The 16,834-nt window shown below is 69.5% G+C and carries 12 protein-coding genes and 4 pseudogenes; 9 read left to right on the forward strand and 7 right to left on the reverse strand.

Annotated elements, in window-relative coordinates; all coding sequences use genetic code 11:
- Positions 1 to 78 precede the first annotated feature (78 nt).
- The gene (locus tag IEY89_RS03685; RefSeq protein ID WP_229695044.1) at positions 79 to 984 is read right to left on the reverse strand and encodes an STM4015 family protein; all 906 of its coding nucleotides are present in this window, start codon (positions 982 to 984) and stop codon (positions 79 to 81) included.
- Positions 985 to 1,387: 403 nt separating this feature from the next.
- On the opposite strand from IEY89_RS03685, the gene IEY89_RS03690 reads away from it, so the two are divergent.
- Entirely contained in the window at positions 1,388 to 2,215 is an 828-nt protein-coding gene (locus tag IEY89_RS03690) for an HARBI1 family protein (RefSeq protein WP_189145796.1), read from the forward strand.
- Positions 2,216 to 2,392: 177 nt separating this feature from the next.
- On the opposite strand, the gene IEY89_RS03695 is transcribed toward IEY89_RS03690, so the two are convergent.
- Positions 2,393 to 3,520, reverse strand: a complete 1,128-nt coding sequence (locus IEY89_RS03695) for a tyrosine-type recombinase/integrase (RefSeq protein WP_189146085.1) — start codon at positions 3,518 to 3,520, stop codon at positions 2,393 to 2,395.
- Between the two features lie 121 nt (positions 3,521 to 3,641).
- On the opposite strand from IEY89_RS03695, the pseudogene IEY89_RS03700 reads away from it, so the two are divergent.
- Positions 3,642 to 3,806 (forward strand): annotated as a pseudogene (locus IEY89_RS03700) (pirin-like C-terminal cupin domain-containing protein); the annotation flags it as partial.
- Between the two features lie 166 nt (positions 3,807 to 3,972).
- Here the strand turns inward: IEY89_RS03700 and IEY89_RS03705 are convergent.
- The 3 genes and pseudogenes from IEY89_RS03705 to IEY89_RS42285 all read right to left on the reverse strand — a co-directional run.
- Complete coding sequence (locus tag IEY89_RS03705) at positions 3,973 to 5,310, reverse strand: ABC transporter ATP-binding protein (RefSeq protein ID WP_189145798.1); 1,338 nt, start codon at positions 5,308 to 5,310, stop codon at positions 3,973 to 3,975.
- Between the two features lie 347 nt (positions 5,311 to 5,657).
- A pseudogene (locus IEY89_RS40405) lies at positions 5,658 to 6,317 on the reverse strand (hypothetical protein); the annotation flags it as partial.
- 11 nt (positions 6,318 to 6,328) lie between these two features.
- Positions 6,329 to 6,982 (reverse strand): annotated as a pseudogene (locus tag IEY89_RS42285) (ParB/RepB/Spo0J family partition protein); the annotation flags it as partial.
- Between the two features lie 1,059 nt (positions 6,983 to 8,041).
- Between IEY89_RS42285 and IEY89_RS03720 the strand changes: the two are divergent.
- Positions 8,042 to 8,482 carry a hypothetical protein gene (locus IEY89_RS03720; RefSeq protein ID WP_189145800.1) on the forward strand — a complete coding sequence of 147 codons (441 nt, stop codon included), beginning with the start codon at positions 8,042 to 8,044 and terminating at the stop codon, positions 8,480 to 8,482.
- Positions 8,483 to 8,773: 291 nt separating this feature from the next.
- Here IEY89_RS03720 and IEY89_RS03725 read toward each other — a convergent pair.
- Positions 8,774 to 9,803, reverse strand: a pseudogene (locus IEY89_RS03725) (PucR family transcriptional regulator).
- 791 nt (positions 9,804 to 10,594) lie between these two features.
- On the opposite strand from IEY89_RS03725, the gene IEY89_RS03730 reads away from it, so the two are divergent.
- From IEY89_RS03730 to IEY89_RS03755, 6 genes are all read left to right on the forward strand, one after another.
- Positions 10,595 to 11,932 (forward strand): L-fuconate dehydratase, encoded by a 1,338-nt coding sequence (locus tag IEY89_RS03730; protein ID WP_189145801.1) that lies wholly within the window; start codon positions 10,595 to 10,597, stop codon positions 11,930 to 11,932.
- Positions 11,925 to 12,170, forward strand: coding sequence for a hypothetical protein (locus IEY89_RS41645; protein WP_308437416.1), 246 nt, complete (start codon positions 11,925 to 11,927; stop codon positions 12,168 to 12,170). The genes IEY89_RS03730 and IEY89_RS41645 overlap by 8 nt, the downstream gene beginning before the upstream one ends.
- 959 nt (positions 12,171 to 13,129) lie before the next feature.
- Positions 13,130 to 13,864 carry a FadR/GntR family transcriptional regulator gene (locus tag IEY89_RS03740; RefSeq protein ID WP_189146087.1) on the forward strand — a complete coding sequence of 245 codons (735 nt, stop codon included), beginning with the start codon at positions 13,130 to 13,132 and terminating at the stop codon, positions 13,862 to 13,864.
- Between the two features lie 106 nt (positions 13,865 to 13,970).
- A complete protein-coding gene (locus IEY89_RS03745; RefSeq protein WP_189145802.1) occupies positions 13,971 to 14,447 on the forward strand; it encodes a MarR family winged helix-turn-helix transcriptional regulator in 477 nt (158 codons plus the stop codon).
- Complete coding sequence (locus IEY89_RS03750; protein ID WP_189145803.1) at positions 14,444 to 14,932, forward strand: winged helix DNA-binding protein; 489 nt, start codon at positions 14,444 to 14,446, stop codon at positions 14,930 to 14,932. Before IEY89_RS03745 ends, IEY89_RS03750 begins: the two co-directional genes overlap by 4 nt.
- Before the next feature lie 41 nt (positions 14,933 to 14,973).
- A complete protein-coding gene (locus tag IEY89_RS03755; protein WP_189145804.1) occupies positions 14,974 to 15,324 on the forward strand; it encodes a tetratricopeptide repeat protein in 351 nt (116 codons plus the stop codon).
- A gap of 86 nt (positions 15,325 to 15,410) precedes the next feature.
- On the opposite strand, the gene IEY89_RS03760 is transcribed toward IEY89_RS03755, so the two are convergent.
- Positions 15,411 to 16,832, reverse strand: coding sequence for a PepSY-associated TM helix domain-containing protein (locus tag IEY89_RS03760; protein WP_189145805.1), 1,422 nt, complete (start codon positions 16,830 to 16,832; stop codon positions 15,411 to 15,413).
- Positions 16,833 to 16,834 lie beyond the last annotated feature (2 nt).

The following is a 16,834-nucleotide window of genomic DNA, read 5'->3' on the forward strand; positions in this document are numbered from 1 at the left end:
TGCGGCCTTTCGACGGCGGTGGGAGCGGTGCCGGGGAACGAGAGAGGGAAGTGGAGGGTCAGGACCTGGCGACGGCGGTCATTCGGCGACCGCGATGTACCGGCCGTGTTCCTGCCCCCACTCGGGGTTGCCCCCGTCGTCCTCCTGCCGGGCGGTCAGATTCACACGAACCCCCTGCGGCTCCAGCTCTGTCCAGATCCGCAGCATCATGGCGTCGCTGAGGAAGTGGTGCGAGAGGTCCAGCTCCCGCAGGTGGCTGAGCGGCTGACCGTGCAGCAGTGCCTCCACGCCCGCGTCCGTGAGCGTGCCCAGCGCCAGGCTCAGCGACGTGAGCCGGGATATGACCGGCGCGGAGGCCAGCGCAGCAGCCAACTCGTCCTGGACCGGGCTGTTCTGCAACCCCAGGTGGCGCAGTGCGGGCTTGCCCGCACCCGCGAGCAGCGGGGCGAGGTGCTCAACAGTGGTCCCACCGCCGTAGCTTTCGTCACCCAGCCACAGCTCCAGGCGCTCCAGGGAAGGCAGATCGGATGCGGCGATCTGCGCCGCCGCCTCCGGGGGCAGCCCGCCGGACTCGACGCGCAGCACACGCAGTTCTCCGTGGCCCGTCACGGGGAAGTCCAGGCCTTCTCCACCGCGCAGGACCAGCTCCCGAAGACCGGGGAACGCCTCCAGGACGGGCGCGACATTGCCCAGGTATATCGTGGAGATCATCGACTCCTCGCTCTCCAGATCGCCGAGGAAGAGTGCTTCGAGTCCGGTCAGCCGGGAGCGGAGGCCGATCAGCGGTTCGTCCGGAAGCCCGCCGTCGGCGTCGTACCAGGGGTGACCGAATACCAGCGCCCGTACTTTCTCCAGCTCGACCGACTCGGTGAAGCGTGCCCAGTAGGCGTCGACGCGCCCCATGTAGTCGGCCTCGTAGGGTATTTCCGCGCACTGGATGCGCCAGGCCACGGAACCCGGATCAGGAAGGTTCTCGGGGTTCACCTGCGGTGAAAAAGTATATGTGGGCAGTCCGTAGAACCGCTCGACATGGTGCACATAAGACAAAACGTGACTCCCTACACTCCAGACCTGGCGGTTATTCAGTGTTTTCTATCAGTCGCCTCTGACAAGTGGATCCAGATCCGGTGGCGTTGGTCCGGAAGGCCGTTTCGCGGGCTGCGCGCATTCGCCCGAGACCGTGCAGCTGAGCCTCACCGGTGGCCGGGGCGGTGCTTCGCGGAGCCGGACCGCGTTCAGTCTCACTGAGCTTTTCCCGGTAAGTACCCGTCGCTCGCTGTGATCGCGATGCTGGCGCTGCGGCCCGTGCGGTCCTCAAGTCCGTGCAGGCGTAAGGCCCCTGGTAGGAACGATCTTGCGACAGATTGTTCTGACCGAGGGGCCTCACGTGTCGACCAGTGTCACATACACCACCGTGCTCGATGCGAAGCGGACCACCGCCGAGCACCTGGCCGGCCTCCTGCGTGACCACCGGATCGTGGCCAGGACCCGCGAGGGCCGACGTGCGCTGGGCTGCTTCAAGCAGGCCGTACTCGTGCTGCGCTGGTTCCTCGACGGCACCCGGTTGGCTCAACTCGCCCGTGACAACGGACTGTCGGCCTCCACCTCCTACCGCTACCTCCACGAAGGACTGGCCGTCCTGGCCGCCGGCGCACCGGACCTGTCCACCGCGCTGGAGCGTGCGAAGGCAGCCGGGCTGACGCATCTGAACCTCGACGGCACGGTCATCCGCACCGACCGCGTCGCCGCCCCGGGCCCCAACGGCGCAGACCTCTGGTGGTCGGGAAAACACAAGCACCATGGCGGGAACGTACAGGTCATCTCGACTCTGGACGGCTGGCCGATCTGGGTCTCGTCAGTACGGCCGGGCCGGGAGCACGACACCACCTGCGCCCGCCACCACGGGCTGGTCGACGCCCTCAACCGCATCGCGGCCGAGCTGGACATGCCGACCCTCGTCGACCTCGGCTACGAGAACGCCGGCGACGGCTTCCGCCACCCCGTCAAAAAGCCCGCCGGAGCCGAGCTGACCGAGGCTCAGCAGACCTACAACAAGGTCATCCGCGGCATCCACGGCGTCTGCGAGCGCGCCAACTCCCTGCTCAAGACCACCTTCAAGACCCTGCGCCGGGTCAGCCTCGACCCCAGCCGCATCACGAAAATCGCCGCCGCAGCCCTCGTACTGCTCCAACTCGAGTACGACCGCACCATCTGAACAATCACACAACGCCACGATCCGTTACTGACAAAGACTCAGTGACCAGCCGAAGTCGAGCGGCCTGTTCGATCCGCAACACCAACCATCTGGACGGCACGTCGCAACGGGGCGACTGCCGCCCGATGCAGCAGAAAGTATCCGGCAACGCTGCTTCCACCGTCCGTGGACCTTCACTCAAGCCGCAAGGTTGAGGTTGAGGATTTTGGCTGCTGAGCTGATCGAGCCGGGCATGAGGTGCCGGTAGACCTTGAAGGTGATGTCGAGACTCTTGTGTCCCATCCACTCAGCAACGTCCGTGATCGGAATTCCGCTGCTCAGGCAGTTCGACGCGAAGAAATGGCGGTTCCCGTAGAGCACCATCCCTTCCGGAATATCTACGACGCCCGCTGCCTTGATCCGCCGCCACTGATTGTCCATCCCATGATGCGGATACGGCTTGCTGACATCGGTGGGCTGACGCAGCAGGTAGCCGTCGAAGGCCCCATATTTTTGGGCGTACCACTCGATCGTCTCCCGGACCCGAGCCGGCAGAGGAACATCGCGGTATTCTCCTGGCTTCCGGTGCTTGAGCGGCCCGTACTGCCGGGTGGACATGATGGTCTGCTCAGCAACCCGATACACGTCGTCGGCCACTATGTTTTTGAGGTTCACTGCCGCCGCCTCGCCATTCCGCAGGCCACAGCCGCTCATCAAATCGACGATCAACGTGAACGCGTCATCGCCTGCGGTCCGTATCCCCCGCAACTGTTCCAGAGATAGAATCACGGCCCGCGCAGGGTTGTACTGCGGCGGCTTGACGCCAGCCACGGGGTTGTCGGGATAGAGGCCGAGCCGGTACGCATCGAGGAGGACCGCTCGTAGCTTGTCGAAGGCGTTGGACTGGGTTGCCAGGCCGGCGCCTTTGCGCTCCATGGTGCGGATGAAGCCGTCAACCACCTTGTGGTCGAAGGAGTTCATCCGCCGACTGCCGAGCGCCGGATAAAGGTGGTGCTTCAAGAGCGAGTCGAGGTGCCCTACCGAGGTGACAGCCAGGTGCCGCTGCCCGGCCTTCCACTCCTCCACGTACTCCTCGAACGGCATCTCCCCGTACGTCCGAATGCGCTCCGCCTTCGACTGAGACTGCGGGGCCGCCTTCTTCTCGTTGCAGATCTCCAACAAGCGCCCGATGGCCCCGTCCTGGGTCTCGAAACCAGACTCCTCCGCCTGCCGCCCGGTCGTCGGCCGATACCGGATCTTGTACGGGTGAGGGCACTTCGACCACCTCGACCGCGTATGCTCGCACTCCTTGAAGAACGACCCCATCCCACGAGCCAATGAATCCTGGGCCACGGTCAACCAACTCCTCGCGACTGATGCTGACGGTTTACTGACCGGCAGCCGTCCCAGAGGGCTCTGACCTGCGGAAACAACGGCGAGGTTCGATATGTGGTGGAACTTCGTCGGGCGGACCCAGGAGGAGATCGTGCAGGCTCGCGACGACTGGGCGAAGGGGACCCGTTTCGGCGAGGTGAAGGGCTACGACGGAGCCCCGCTCCGCGCACCGGCTCTGCCCGAGACGCCGCTGAAGCCACGAGGAAGGGTGCGCTGACCAGGGGAAATCCGAGCTGGCGGTCCCGGACGTCCGGGACCGGCAGGACTCACCCTCCCGATCGAGCGGCCGAGCCAGAGCGCACCTGCGAGGCCCGCCCGGCGGATCGCCCACGACACCACGCTCCCCCGCGCCCCTGTCACCCCGTCGGCAGCCCCTGCGGGCCTCACTCCTCCAGATCCGGCGCCCGTGCCGGGGCCGGGCAGATGCGCTCTCCGTGGTGGTCGAAGACGAACAGGTGGGCGAGGTCGACGAGGAGGGGGACCTGCATGCCGTGGCGGAGGTCGATGTCGGGGGCGGTGCGGACGATCAGGTCGCCGGGGAGGCGGCCTTCCGGGGGTGTCACGGGGGCAGTGCTCCTCGGCTCGTCGAGGACGGCCACCGGACCCGCCCGCAGGGCGCCCGCGCGGTCCCTGAGGCGGTCCAGGACGCCGGGGCCGCCCTCGCGGCGCCGCCGGGTGGAGCGGGCGGCGGGGCGCGGGGCCTCCAGGTCCGGTACGACGGCGGGGCTGGAGCCGGTGTTGAAGTGGACGAGGGCCTCGTGGCCCTGGAACTCCACGTGCTCCACGAGGCCGGTGAGCGCCATCTCCCCCGGGCGCGCGGCGGACGGCTTGGCGATACGGACCGCCTCCGAACGCAGGCCCACGATGACCTCCCGGCCCTGCTGGACCCGGAGCAACTGGTGGTCCAGGGAGAGGGGTTCGGGCAGACGCAGGTACTGCTTGCCGAGGCTGATGGTCATCGCGGCGCCGAGCGGGGCGCGCATCATGCCGCGCAGGAGGTTGATGCGTGGGGTGCCGATGAAGGCGGCGACGAAGACGTTGCGGGGCAGCGCGTACACCGAGCGCGGGGTGCCGACCTGTTGCAGGACGCCGCCCCGCAGGACCGCGACACGGTCGCCGAGGGACATGGCCTCGGACTGGTCGTGGGTGACGTAGACCGTGGTGACGCCCAACTCGCGGGTGAGCGTGGATATCTCGGCGCGCAGATGGTTGCGGAGTTTCGCGTCGAGGTTGGACAGCGGCTCGTCCATCAGGAACGCGGAGGGGTGGCGGGCGATGGCCCGGCCCATGGCGACGCGCTGGCGTTCGCCGCCGGAGAGCTGAGCGGGGAAGCGGTCCAGGACCTCCTCGATGCCCAGCATGCGGGCGGTGGCGTCCACGCGGGGGCGAGGGTCCATACCGGGGGCCTCGAAGCGCAGCGGAAAGCCGATGTTGTGGCGGCTGGTCATGCTCGGGTACAGGGCGAAGTTCTGGAAGACCATCGCCATGTCCCGGCCGGACGGTGGCAGGTCGTTGGCGTACGCGCCGTCGAGCAGCAGCCGGCCCTCGTCGATCTCCTCCAGGCCGGCGATCATCCTGAGCACGGTGGACTTGCCGCAGCCGGAGGGCCCGAGCAGGACGAGGAACTCGCCGGGCTCGATGTCCAGCGACACCCGGTCCACCACTCGGGTGCCCCTGGTGTAGCTCTTGCTCACGTCGTGCAACGAGATGGCGCGTGTCATGGCAGGTGCCCCCGAGGGCTGACTGAGCGCTGATGCTCGGTGGTCGGATGCCCCGCCTGTGTCGAACGGAGCCTGTGGGTCACGGAAGTTAACGGAAAGTGCGCGCCGATGGGAAGAGAACGGGCAGGATCGGACGGTGCCATCCAGCAAGTGAGAAAACGGACGCTCTCATTCAGCGCCGGACGGCGGTCGCGGGCGGCTCAGGGAGTCGTGGCCAGTCCTCCAAAACCGGCCCATCGGGCAACACGCCCGCCGAGTACGCGCCCGCCGACCGAGAACTCGGCCCGGCGGAGGGCGAGTCGGGCGGTGTGCTGCCGAACCCCGGCGGCCGTCGGCCGGTTCAGCGTCGGACGCTTGAAGTGGGCGTAGGGCGGATACGGTTTGAAGCAGATCAGCACCTCGAAGGGGTGCCCGCCGCCGAGTTCCTGGCCCAGGGCCGGGAGCGCCGCCATCAGTACCGAGCGTCCTTCGGTTACGCCTTTCTGGCGCGGGCCCCAGCCAGCCGCCTCAGCGAAGGACGTGGCGGTCTCGGCGAAGACCTCCCGGCTGCCGAACAGGAAGAACGTTCGGGCGTGGGTGGCATGCCGCAACTCGTCCCGGTTGTCGGCCCGTTCGCGGCGTTCACGCCAGGAGGCGGCGTCCCTGGCGGTGCGTGCCTCGTCGGTGCGGACGGTCAGCGGAGTGCTGTTCGCCAGCTTGCGCCGCAGCTCGGGCCACGTGCTGGGGCTCAGGCCGAGCGTGTGGTGGGCCAGGACCAGGTCGACCGTCTCCCCGACGCCCTCGTCCGGCGGGAGGCCGGTGCGCAGCGGTACGTGGACGATGGTGTGCCGGGAGTAGGCGGCGAAGGAGAACAGGCCCGCGAGCCGGTTCAGCCCGTCGTGGTCGCCGAGCAGAAGGCCGATGGGGTCGGGGGCACACAGCGAGGTGTGGCGCAGCGACTGCCGGGGCTGGACGACACGATGCTCGTACGGCCCGGTCCGGGGTGCACACTGAGCAGCCGCAGCAATTGACGGCCCGTCTCGTTGAGCCGGAGAGCGGGGTCCGCCTTGAGCCGGTTCACCGCCGAGAGCCCTTCGGCGAAGGCGGCCCCGGCTGCCATGTCGTACCGGTCCTCACCACGGCCGGTCTGCGGCACGACCTGCAGCCTCTCCTCACGGGGGCGAGGCCGGACACCGCGTGGCCGTGGCGAGAGCAGCGGCTCCTCCCCTCGGCTGAGGCGATTGCGCACGTCCCGCGCGGTCTCCGGGGAGATGCCGGCGGCACGGGCGATCTGACGCAGCGACAGATTCGGGTTCTCGGCGATCAACTGACCCGCACGCCTGCGCCCCTCGGCGATGTCGACGGGGCGCACCCGCCCGTCCCGCCCGATTCTCGCGATGCCCTCCCCGGGTGTGCCGACCGGCGCCGACCGGCGCACATCGGCGACCGTATTGGGGGCGATGCCCGTCACCGAAGCGATTTTCCGGTCCGACCACTGCGGATGGGTGGCGACGATCCGCGCCGCGGCCCTTTTGCGGTCCGGCAGTGACAGTGGCAGTCCGTGCCGCACGTTCGATTCGACGGCGAGGACGAAGGCGTCCGCGTCGGTGCCGTCATAGAAGGACACCGCGATAGTGCTGTGGCCGCGGAGTTGGGCGGCACGCAGTCGGTGCAGTCCGTCGATCACACGCATCGATGCGCGGTGCACGACGATGGGCGGCAGTGGAACATCCAGTTCCGCGAGTGCCACCACATGATCCGGGTCCTCGCCCGCGTTTCTCGGTGATCCTTCCGCCGATAATGATCGAATGTCAACGTCGATGATCCTGTCATCCGTACTCCCCCGTCGCACTACAACTCCATTCGCTTGATCAACACCTGCCTCACGCGCCGCGATTTCGGGCGACGCACACCGGCACACGCTGATTTCACGCCACGAGTCGATCAATCGGCTCTCGTCACAATTGACCGGAGTGACTTTCACCAAGATCACGCGCTCATTCTGTGGCGACCAGGCCCTCGGTGCCGGCGCTGTACGTCCGCATCACCACTGCATCGCCACAGTCAGATCCCGACTCTCATCGGTTCGTGGATCCGTGAAGTCCGCTCTAGCGAGGAGTCGAACTGTGACCTGCTCGCTTTTCGAACGAGTCTCCAGGCGAAACAAGAGTCCCTTTTTCCCTGGTGCGTTCACTCTAACAGCAGCACACAGTCCAGAGGACGAGGCTTCAGCATGCCGTCCGCATTCCTGACTGGTCGCCAATTCCGCTGAACACACAGGCGCACGCCGGCCCGCAATGCGGAATGGTCCATTCTCCCTTGGCTTTGGAATTTCCTTGCCCACGCAACGTCCGACCGCTCGGTCGGGCACGGACACGACTCGGCACCATATGACAGTGGACGTCGCAGTGCGCGCCGAAGGGCCCGGAAGCGGATTCACCCACTCTCCGGCGGGGCCACCGATCCAGGACGCGCAAACCGACAGCCGATCAAAGTTGTTCTGCCCCCGATCCGCGCGACAGCGGCTCCACCGCCGGCCCCCCATGCTCTCACCCACGGGGTTGCAGGGACGTAACAAGCGTGCGGCCTGGGCTGTCATCGCCATCTCGCGCATCACCGGTTGCAGCGGGGTGCCGCGCGACATGGCCGACGCCTTGCGCTGGCACAGCAGATGTTCCGGCGCGGTAACCGTCGCTCCGCTCTACTGAGCATCGGATCGCGATGACCCCCACGCCGGCCCGGGAGGCTCCCCATGGGTAACGCAACCAGTCTCTGCGCCACGTGCGGCGTCGAGTTCGTCACGACAGCCCGTCGCCGGGGCCGTCCCGACGCACGCTTCTGCACCGCCGCATGCCGTGCGCTTGGGGAGCGGACACGCGGCACTCACATGGTTCCTGGACCGCCCGCGGTCGTAACGACGCGTGCAAACGAGGCAGTTGAGACGATCGAGTCGGTCACCTCACTCGATGCGGTGGAAACACTGAGGTCGGTCGCGCCGACCGAGAGAGTCGAGGCACTTGGGAAGGTCGAGGCAGTCGGAGCCGGAGCCGTCTGTCCGACCCCGTTGCCGCCGCTGGGCACCGAGCATTCCTGCCCGCACTGCGGCCACGAGTTCACGATCGTCAACTTCGTGCAGCCGAGCCTGGATCGGACCGGTGACGCGGACGTGCGGAACCGCTACTCCACGGGGTGAGCGGCGCCGGTGGAACGCGGTCGGCGGCAAGGCAGCCGATTGAACGGGAGCCCATATGTCCACCCGCCCCGGCCTCAGTGGCCTCCCCTGCCGCCAGGGCGATGCAACGCTTCGGCGTCACGGCAAGCCGACTGGCCGCCGTGCGAGGCATGAGGCCTCACTGCTCCACTGCTCCACTGCTCCACTGCTCCACTGCACTGACGGTGTCGGGGCCGGTAGGCGTCAGGCCGTCTGGCGTGGCGTATGTCCACCGGGCGACGCAGCCCGACCGGTTGTCCGCGACCCACCGGGTCACAGTGGTCGGGTGGGCCAGTCGAGGATGCGGGCACCGATGGAGGCGGTCTGCAAGGGTGTAGCGGTCGGCGGGGTCTGCGGGGTCGTTGCCGGTCAGGGTGTGGATGCGTGCCAGCCGATAGGTCAGCGCGCGCACGCTGAGCGACAGCCGCCGGGCCGCGGCGGCGGCCACGCAACCGGTGTCGAAGTACACCATGAGGGTGTCGAGCAGCGGCCGGGCCCCACCGCGCGCCTGTTCCAGCGGCCCCACAGTGCTGCGCACGAAATCCACCAGGGCCTGCCGGTCGCGGGCCAGGACGGGAAAGACCAGCAGGTCCGCGGCGCGCAGCAGACGTTCGTCGAGGCCCATGCGCTGCGCCACGTCCAGGGCGTTGAGGGTCTCTTCGTAGCTGTGTCCGATGCCGACCGCGCCGGGCCGGGGCCGGCCGATGGCCACCTGTGCCTGGCCGGTGGCGGCGTGGGCGTGCTCGGCGAAGTGGGTGAGGACGTCGTCCTGGTCGCCGGGGGCGATGCACACCATCCGGCCGTCCTTGGTCGTGAACAGGATGGGGCGGTTCTCGAAGCGTGCGAACAACTCGCTCGCCACCTGCCCGGGTACGGCGTCCGTCTCGTCGTACTTCTCCGGCCCCTCGGCCACGGCGACCGCGTGGGCGCGGGACAGACGAAGCCCGAACCGTTCGGAGTGGGCGGCGAGTTGGCCGGGGTCTCCGCGTCCGTGGAGCAGGTCGTCGATGAACTCCCGGCGGGCGGCCTCCTCCTTGCGGACCACGAGTCGCTGCGCGCTCGTAGCCGTCGCGGGGGCGCCCGCCCCGCGGTTCACGGCCGTCCGCATCCGGTCGAGCAGGGCGGATGCCCGGCCCGGCCAGGCGGGGCCGGTGCGGCGCCAGAGCGGTACGACGAAAGTGACCCGCTCCCGGTACACGGCGGTGAGTTCGGCGGCCAGCCGTTCGGCGAGCGCGTCGTCTCCACACACGATCGTGTGCCCCGGCTGACGAGCACCGCGCGTGGGCTGAGGGAGGACAACCATGGTGCGTAACCTCCGGTCGGACGACGGCGAAGTACGGCAGCCACCACACGTAGAGCGCTGAAAGCACCGCCGTGACGGCGGGCTGTGCTGGGTGAACTGCCAGGAGATGGGCTGCCGGTCGCGTACGGCCGGGCGAGACGCGCACGTCAACCGCAGCGGGTGTGCACCGGCTCGGCCGTGATCGGAGCCGTGGCGACGATGTGGGGATGTCGTCCACGATGACGGACAGCACGGTCTCGGTAACCCGTCGACCGGGCTTTCCGGCCCACCCCCGGGAACCTTACGAGTCCTTTACGCGAGGTGGACAGGCCGACCGCGCGCAGTCGGGAGGCCCGGACATTGCCGGGTTCCGGCATGGTCGGCCCGACCAGACTCCGCGGCCCGGCTCCGGATCGCGAGCCGAGGGTGTCCTCGCCATGTTTCCTGACCGGATCACCTCACAGGCGAGGATGATTGATGGGATGGATTTGGCCTTCCATTCGCAGACCCGGACGCCGAGCACACCCACAGACCCGGATGACGGGGCGAATTACGTAAGGTCTAGACAGACCCTCGATGGCTCGCCTATACATACATCCCACCTCTCCGAGAAAGGACGCAACGGCCTGATCATCCTGGTCACGCTGATGATCTCGCGCATCACTGGAGGCAAGGTCCAGGACTGAAACGGGCGGCCGTCGCCGGACCCACCGTGACCGCGCGGCGCCCGCCCTCCCCCGTCGTTCCCCCCCCTTCACCCTCGTCGCAGGGTCCACGCCCCCTGTCCGCACCCGCTGCCCCCAGGAGTTGCCATGTCCTCCACCACCGAGTCCCCCGTATCTGCGTCTGCCCGCATCATCGCCCTGGACGTCCTCGACGTTCGCTTCCCGACGTCCGAGCACCTGGACGGCTCGGACGCGATGAACCCCGAACCCGACTACTCCGCCGCCTACGTCGTCCTGCGCACCGACGCCGCCGACGGTCTGGAGGGCCACGCCCTGGCCTTCACCACCGGCCGCGGCAACGACGTCCAGGCCGCGGCCATCGCAGCCCTCGCCCCGCACGTGGTGGGCCTGTCGGTCGCCGAGGTCTGCGCCGACCTCGGCGCGTTCTCCCGCTCCCTGGTGCACGATCCCCAACTGCGCTGGCTGGGACCCGAGAAGGGCGCCATCCACATGGCGACCGGTGCGGTGGTCAACGCGGCCTGGGACCTCGCCGCCAAGCGTGCCGGCCGGCCCGTCTGGCGCTTCCTGGGCGAGATGCCGCCCGAGGAACTGGTCGCCCAGGTCGACTTCCGCTGGCTCAGCGACGCCCTCACCCCCGAAGACGCGCTGGAGATCCTGCGCCGCGCCGAACCGGGCCGCGAGGAACGCATCGCCCGGCTGCTGGAGCGCGGTTACCCCGCCTACACCACCACCCCCGGCTGGCTCGGCTACTCCGACGAGAAGCTGGCCCGCCTCGCCCGCGAGGCCGTCGCGGACGGCTTCACCCAGATCAAGCTGAAGGTCGGCGCGTCCCTGGAGGACGACGTACGGCGCATGCGCACCGCCCGAGAGGCGGTCGGAGACGGTATCCGCATCGCCGTGGACGCCAACCAGAGATGGGACGTCCAGCCCGCGATCGACTGGATGCGCGAACTGGCCCCCTACGACCCGTACTGGATCGAGGAGCCCACCTCCCCCGACGACATCCTCGGCCACGCCGCCGTCCGCAAGGCCGTCGCCCCCATCAAGGTCGCCACCGGCGAGCACATCGCCAACCGGGTCGTCTTCAAGCAACTCCTCCAGGCGGGCGCCGTGGACATCGTGCAGATCGACTCCGCCCGGGTCGGCGGGGTCAACGAGAACATCGCGATCCTGTTGCTGGCCGCGAAGTTCGGCGTGCCGGTCTGCCCGCACGCCGGCGGCGTCGGCCTGTGCGAGATGGTCCAGCACCTCTCGATGTTCGACTACATCGCCGTCTCCGGCACGACCGAGGACCGCGTCATCGAGTACGTCGACCACCTGCACGAACACTTCGTCGACCCGGTGCGCATCGCCGACGGCCACTATCTCGCCCCCGCCCTACCCGGGCTGAGCGCCCAGATGCACCAGGACTCCCTCAAGGAGTACACGTACCCCGACGGGCCGGTCTGGGCATCCCGTGTCTGACAGCCGCCGCATGGTGGACGCCCACGATCACCTGTGCGACCTGGACCGCCGACCGAAGCCCTGGCCGGACGACCCCGACCACGAGCCCGTCCGCCGCACCCTGGGCGTGGCCTACCTGCGCTCGGCGGCGGCCCTGCCGCTCGCCGGAAGGGAGCCGGAGCGCACGGTGGCTGTTGGGTGCGTGGCCGCCATGCCCGAGACACGGGAACTACTCACCTGGCCCAGGCCGCCCCGCTGATCGGCGTGGTCGTCGGCCGGGAGGAGCGCGGCTCCCCAGCGGTCGCGGATGTTTTCGACGGCCTGTTCGCCTGCCCCGGGGCCTCTGCCTCCGCGCCCTGCGGCACCTCGTCCAGAGCGAATCGGACCCGGCCTGGTGGCAACGGCCGTCCGTGGAACGGGGGTTGCGGGCGGTGGGCGAGGGCTGGCCGGCGTAGGTCGTGCTGATCCGCAGCCATCGGTCCGACCGGGCCGTCCGGTTCGCCGAGCACCTCCCCGACCTGCCGCTCGCCCTCGGCCACGGGGGCGGGGGCGGGCCGCCCAACGGCCGGCGTGAACCGGGTGACAGGGAAAGGCAGTTGCGGAGACCGGCCGCGCAGCTTCGGGTGCGCCGCCGGTCTCGGGCCTGGGCACCGAGGCCGACCGGCACCAGTGGGCGACCGCCGACATCCGCCCGGTGCGAGACGTGCGGATGTCCGCCTTCGGTTCCGACCGGCCGATGTGTTCGGCCTGACCGGCCGGTGCGTTCGGTTCCGGCTGGCGGTCCGTGTCCTCGTGGGCAGCCGCCACCGCCGGGCCGCCACCGCCGATGAACCGCTGGCCGCCCGCTCCGCCTCCGAGACGCCGGTGATCCTCGCCGGGACCGCGACCCCTTCCTACCGCTCGACCTCTCCCGCGACAGACCCACCGAGGCATGGGGGACGACTGCCCGGAGGCGCCGCCCGCCCCGTTCACCCGCGCCCGGACGATCACCGACGTCTGCGCCGCCCACGGCACGCCCCTCCCGGGCCGCGATGGCCGTCCCGGACAGCCGTCCCAGTATCATCAACGTCACCCTCGGCATGCGAGCCCCGATCAGGTGGCACGGAACGTGGATCTCCACCGCCGGCACACCCCCGAAGGTCTCTGGGACGGTCTTCGCGCCCAGGAACCGATCAGGTCGGAGGTGCCCGCGGAGGGCGGTCATGGAAGGAGTTCGCGTTGTCACTGACGGACAAGGCCATCGAGCAGATCCGTGAGCTGATCCGCACCGGCGCCCTGCCGCCGGGATCGAAGCTCCCGCCGGAACCGGAACTGGCCGTCCAGCTCGGTCTGTCCCGCAACCTCGCCCGCGAGGCGGTCAAGGCCCTCGCCGTCGCACGGATCCTGGAGGTACGCCGAGGCGACGGCACCTACGTGACCAGCCTGGAGCCCAGGTTGCTCTTCGAGGGCATCGGCGGGGCGGTGGAACTGCTCCAAGGGGACTCGGCCGCCCTGCAGGACCTCATGGAGGTACGCCGGCTCCTGGAACCGATGGCCACCGCGCTGGCCGCCACCCGGATCTCCGACGAGCAGCTCGCCGAGGTCAAAAGCCATCTCGACGCCATGCGCGAGGCCCGCGACGACGTCGAACGCCTCAACGCCCATGACACGGCCTTTCACCGCGCCGTCGTCTCGGCGACCGGCAACGACACGCTGCTCACCCTTCTGGAGGCCATCTCCGGCCGTACCCTGCGCGCCCGCATCTGGCGTGGCCTGGTCGACGCCCAGGCCGCGGGCCGCACCCTCGCCGAGCACGAGGCGATCTACCGGGCGCTGTCCACCCGTGACGCCTCCCTCAGTCAGGCCGCCGCCCTGCTGCATGTGAGCAGCACCGAGCAGGGGCTGAGGGACCACCTGCGCGCCGCCGCCCCCCTCACCGACCGAGCGCCGACAACAGCCGCCACCAGCACCTGACCGCCCCCGCCCCGCCCCCGCCGAGCGGGTGACCGTCACGCGGGTCCGGTGCAGGTCCCGCGAGATTTAGTAGCCATGTACATAGTAGCCATGTAATCTATCGCCCATGAGTTCGACATCCGGGGACGCGACCCCCGGCTATCTGGTCTGGCGTCTGTCGACGAAGTGGCGCGTCGCCGTCGACCGGGCGGTCGCCCCCCTGGGACTGACCCACGCGCAGTACGCCCTGGTCGCCTCGCTGCAGGGCATGCGGCGCGCCGGTCTGCGCCCCAGTCAGCGGCAGCTCGCCGATCACACCGGCCTCGAACCGCTCTACGTGTCGAAGCTCGCCCGCGCCCTGGAGACCACCGGTCTGCTCGAACGCACACGGGACCCGCAGGACCCACGTGCGGTGCGGCTGGCCCTCACCGAGGAGGGCAGCGAGGTCACCCGGCGGGCGATCAAGGTCGTACAGGGGCTGCTTCAGCAGTTGCTGGAACCGCTCGGCGGCCTGGACAGCGAGCGCACCCGGGACTTCACCCGCGACCTGGCCCTGCTCCTCGACACCCCTCTCAACGCCGACCCCGAGAAGGAGCGGTCATGACCACATCCAACGCACCCACCACAGCCCCCACGCCCGTCGCGCCGACCCTGAACCCCCGTGTCATCGCCCTCGCCCACTACGCCGGGCGGGCGGTCCTGGAGACCGTGCTTGCCCGGCACGGCGCCACCTTCCAGCAGTCGGTGACGCTCAGGCTCGTCGCCGTCGCCGACGGGCCCGTAGAGCACGCGTGGCTTGTCGGCGAGGTCGTCGACGCCCTGAAGGTGGACGCGGCAGCCGTGCGCGCGGTCGTCGAGGAACTGGTCGAAAGCCGGCTGCTGGCAGCCGAGTCCACGACCTCCCTCACCATCACGGACGCGGGACGAGAGCTGTACCGCGCCACCAGCGCCGAGACCACCCCGATCACCGCACGGATCTACGCCGGCATCCCGGACGCTGACCTGGCCACCGCCGGCCGGGTGCTGTCCCTGATCAACGAGCGGGCGAATGCGGAGTTGGCCGCCATGGCCGGACCACGGGCGGAATGAACAACCGCTCCCACCGGTTACCGCTTCCGAAGGAGGCACGAGTGGAGACCACGACGTACACGTACTACGACCACGGAACCGCCGCGGAGCGCTGGGAGCGGGCGGGGCTGTTCTTCGACGCCAAGGACTACGCCGGCGCGGCGCGTGTTCTGGACGGGCTGGTCAAGGAGGTGCCGGAGCAGACCGCGCCCCGGCTGCTGCTGGCCCGCGCCTACTACCACTCGGCCCAACTGCAGCGCGCCGAAGCCGAGTTGCGCATCCTCGTCGAGCGCGACCCGGTGGAGCAGTACGCCCGGCTGATGCTCGGGCGCACGCTCCAGCGCCAGGGCCGCCACGAGGAAGCCGCACCGCACATGAAGCTCGCCTCCGCCCTCGCGGGCGACTTCGAGTAGATCTCCGTACGACTGGATCTCCGTACGACGGACAGGACGGCCCGGCTCCCCGGTTGAGGGGAGGCCGGGCCGTCGCGTACCGACGCCTACTTCGCGCCGACCCGCTCTTCGCGCGTGCGCCCGCCCCGCCGGTGGTCGATCTCGCCCAGGATCACGTCGACGGCGATGAAGGCGGCCAGCGGAATACCGAGCAACGGAACGAAGTAGCCCACGACTGCCACCCCCGCCATCAGCACCACCAGGAGCAGCGGGGGCACCTGCTGCCAGGCGCCGCGCGGGATCGGGCGGCCGAAGGCGGCGGCCCGGCCTCGCTGCCACCACATGCGGTAGCCCCACAGGATGAGCAGGACGAGCGAGAGCGCGAGGGCCATCAGCGCGACCTGGTTGACGATCCCGAACAGGAGACCGGTGTGCGCGTCGATGCCCCAGCGGGTCAGCTTCGCGAGCACCGGGTAGTCCGCGAACCGGAGGACGTCGAGCACCTCGCCGGTCGACGGGTCCACGGCGACCGAGTCCTGCTTGGTGGGCCAGCTGCGCTGGACCTGCTTCACGACATACGCGGAGGACTCGTCCACGGGCGGGACCATCTCGACGGGGTCGCCCAGGCCCTCGGCGCGGGCCGCGGCCAGCACCTTGTCGAGGCCGACGCCGTGCTCGCCGGTGCTACCGGAGCCGGCCGCCGCGCCATGGCCCGTGTGCTCGCCGCCCGCCGCCGAGATGGAGGGGGTGGACTGGCCGAGGGAGGTGCGCAGGACGTCGATGTTGGCGCCCGCGTACGTCGACCAGGTCAGGCCGGTGGCGGAGAGGAAGATGAAGCCGGCCGAGGCCCAGACGCCGACGGTGCCGTGCAGCCCGAGGGTCCGTCGCCGTCCGCTGGTGCCGCGCACCTTGCGCTGGGTACGGCGGCGGGCGAACCACAGCACCAGACCGCCGCCCGCGATCACCCACAGCCAGCTCGCGGCGAGTTCGCTGTAGAGGCGGCCGTTCTCGCCGAGGTGCAGATTGCGGTGGAACTCGCTGATCCAGGTCCGCAGCGGCAGTGCGCCCGACGATCCGTACTGTTCGAGCGCGCCCTCCACCTTCGCCGTGTACGGGTCGACGAACACCGCGAGCGTGTGTCCCTCGCCGACACCGGGCACGCCGGACAGCATGACCCTCGTCGTGGCGTCGTCCTCGGGTGAGGGGCGCACGGCCGCGACGGTGCCCTCGGGATGGGCCTTGCGGGCGGCGGCCACCTGCTCGGAGATCGGCAGCTTGGTGTCCCCCGCGGAGACGGTGAACTCGTCGGCGTAGATGATCTCCTCGGCCTGGAAGGAGGCCGCGTACAGAGCACCGCTCAGGGCGGCGACCAGCAGGAACGGGGCGACGAGCAGACCCGCGTAGAAGTGCAGCCGCAGGACGAGCGGGCGGAGCGTGGCGGCTGCGGACGGCTTCGCCGGGGCCGAGGGTTTCGACGACTCCGGTGCGTCCGGGGACTCGTCCGTCGTGGTCGTGGGAGCGGTGGACATCG

Origin of the sequence: Streptomyces lacrimifluminis, from assembly GCF_014646095.1 — a bacterium.
Taxonomy (GTDB): domain Bacteria; phylum Actinomycetota; class Actinomycetes; order Streptomycetales; family Streptomycetaceae; genus Streptomyces; species Streptomyces lacrimifluminis.

Excerpts from the sequence above, each read along its gene's own strand:
- IEY89_RS03695 (WP_189146085.1), bottom strand. The coding sequence starts at position 3,520 with ATGGGGTCGTTCTTCAAGGAGTGCGAGCATACGCGGTCGAGGTGGTCG.
- IEY89_RS03705 (WP_189145798.1), bottom strand. The coding sequence starts at position 5,310 with ATGACACGCGCCATCTCGTTGCACGACGTGAGCAAGAGCTACACCAGG.
- IEY89_RS03720 (WP_189145800.1), top strand. The coding sequence starts at position 8,042 with ATGGGTAACGCAACCAGTCTCTGCGCCACGTGCGGCGTCGAGTTCGTC.
- IEY89_RS03730 (WP_189145801.1), top strand. The coding sequence starts at position 10,595 with ATGTCCTCCACCACCGAGTCCCCCGTATCTGCGTCTGCCCGCATCATC.
- IEY89_RS03745 (WP_189145802.1), top strand. The coding sequence starts at position 13,971 with ATGAGTTCGACATCCGGGGACGCGACCCCCGGCTATCTGGTCTGGCGT.
- IEY89_RS03750 (WP_189145803.1), top strand. The coding sequence starts at position 14,444 with ATGACCACATCCAACGCACCCACCACAGCCCCCACGCCCGTCGCGCCG.
- IEY89_RS03760 (WP_189145805.1), bottom strand. The coding sequence starts at position 16,832 with ATGTCCACCGCTCCCACGACCACGACGGACGAGTCCCCGGACGCACCG.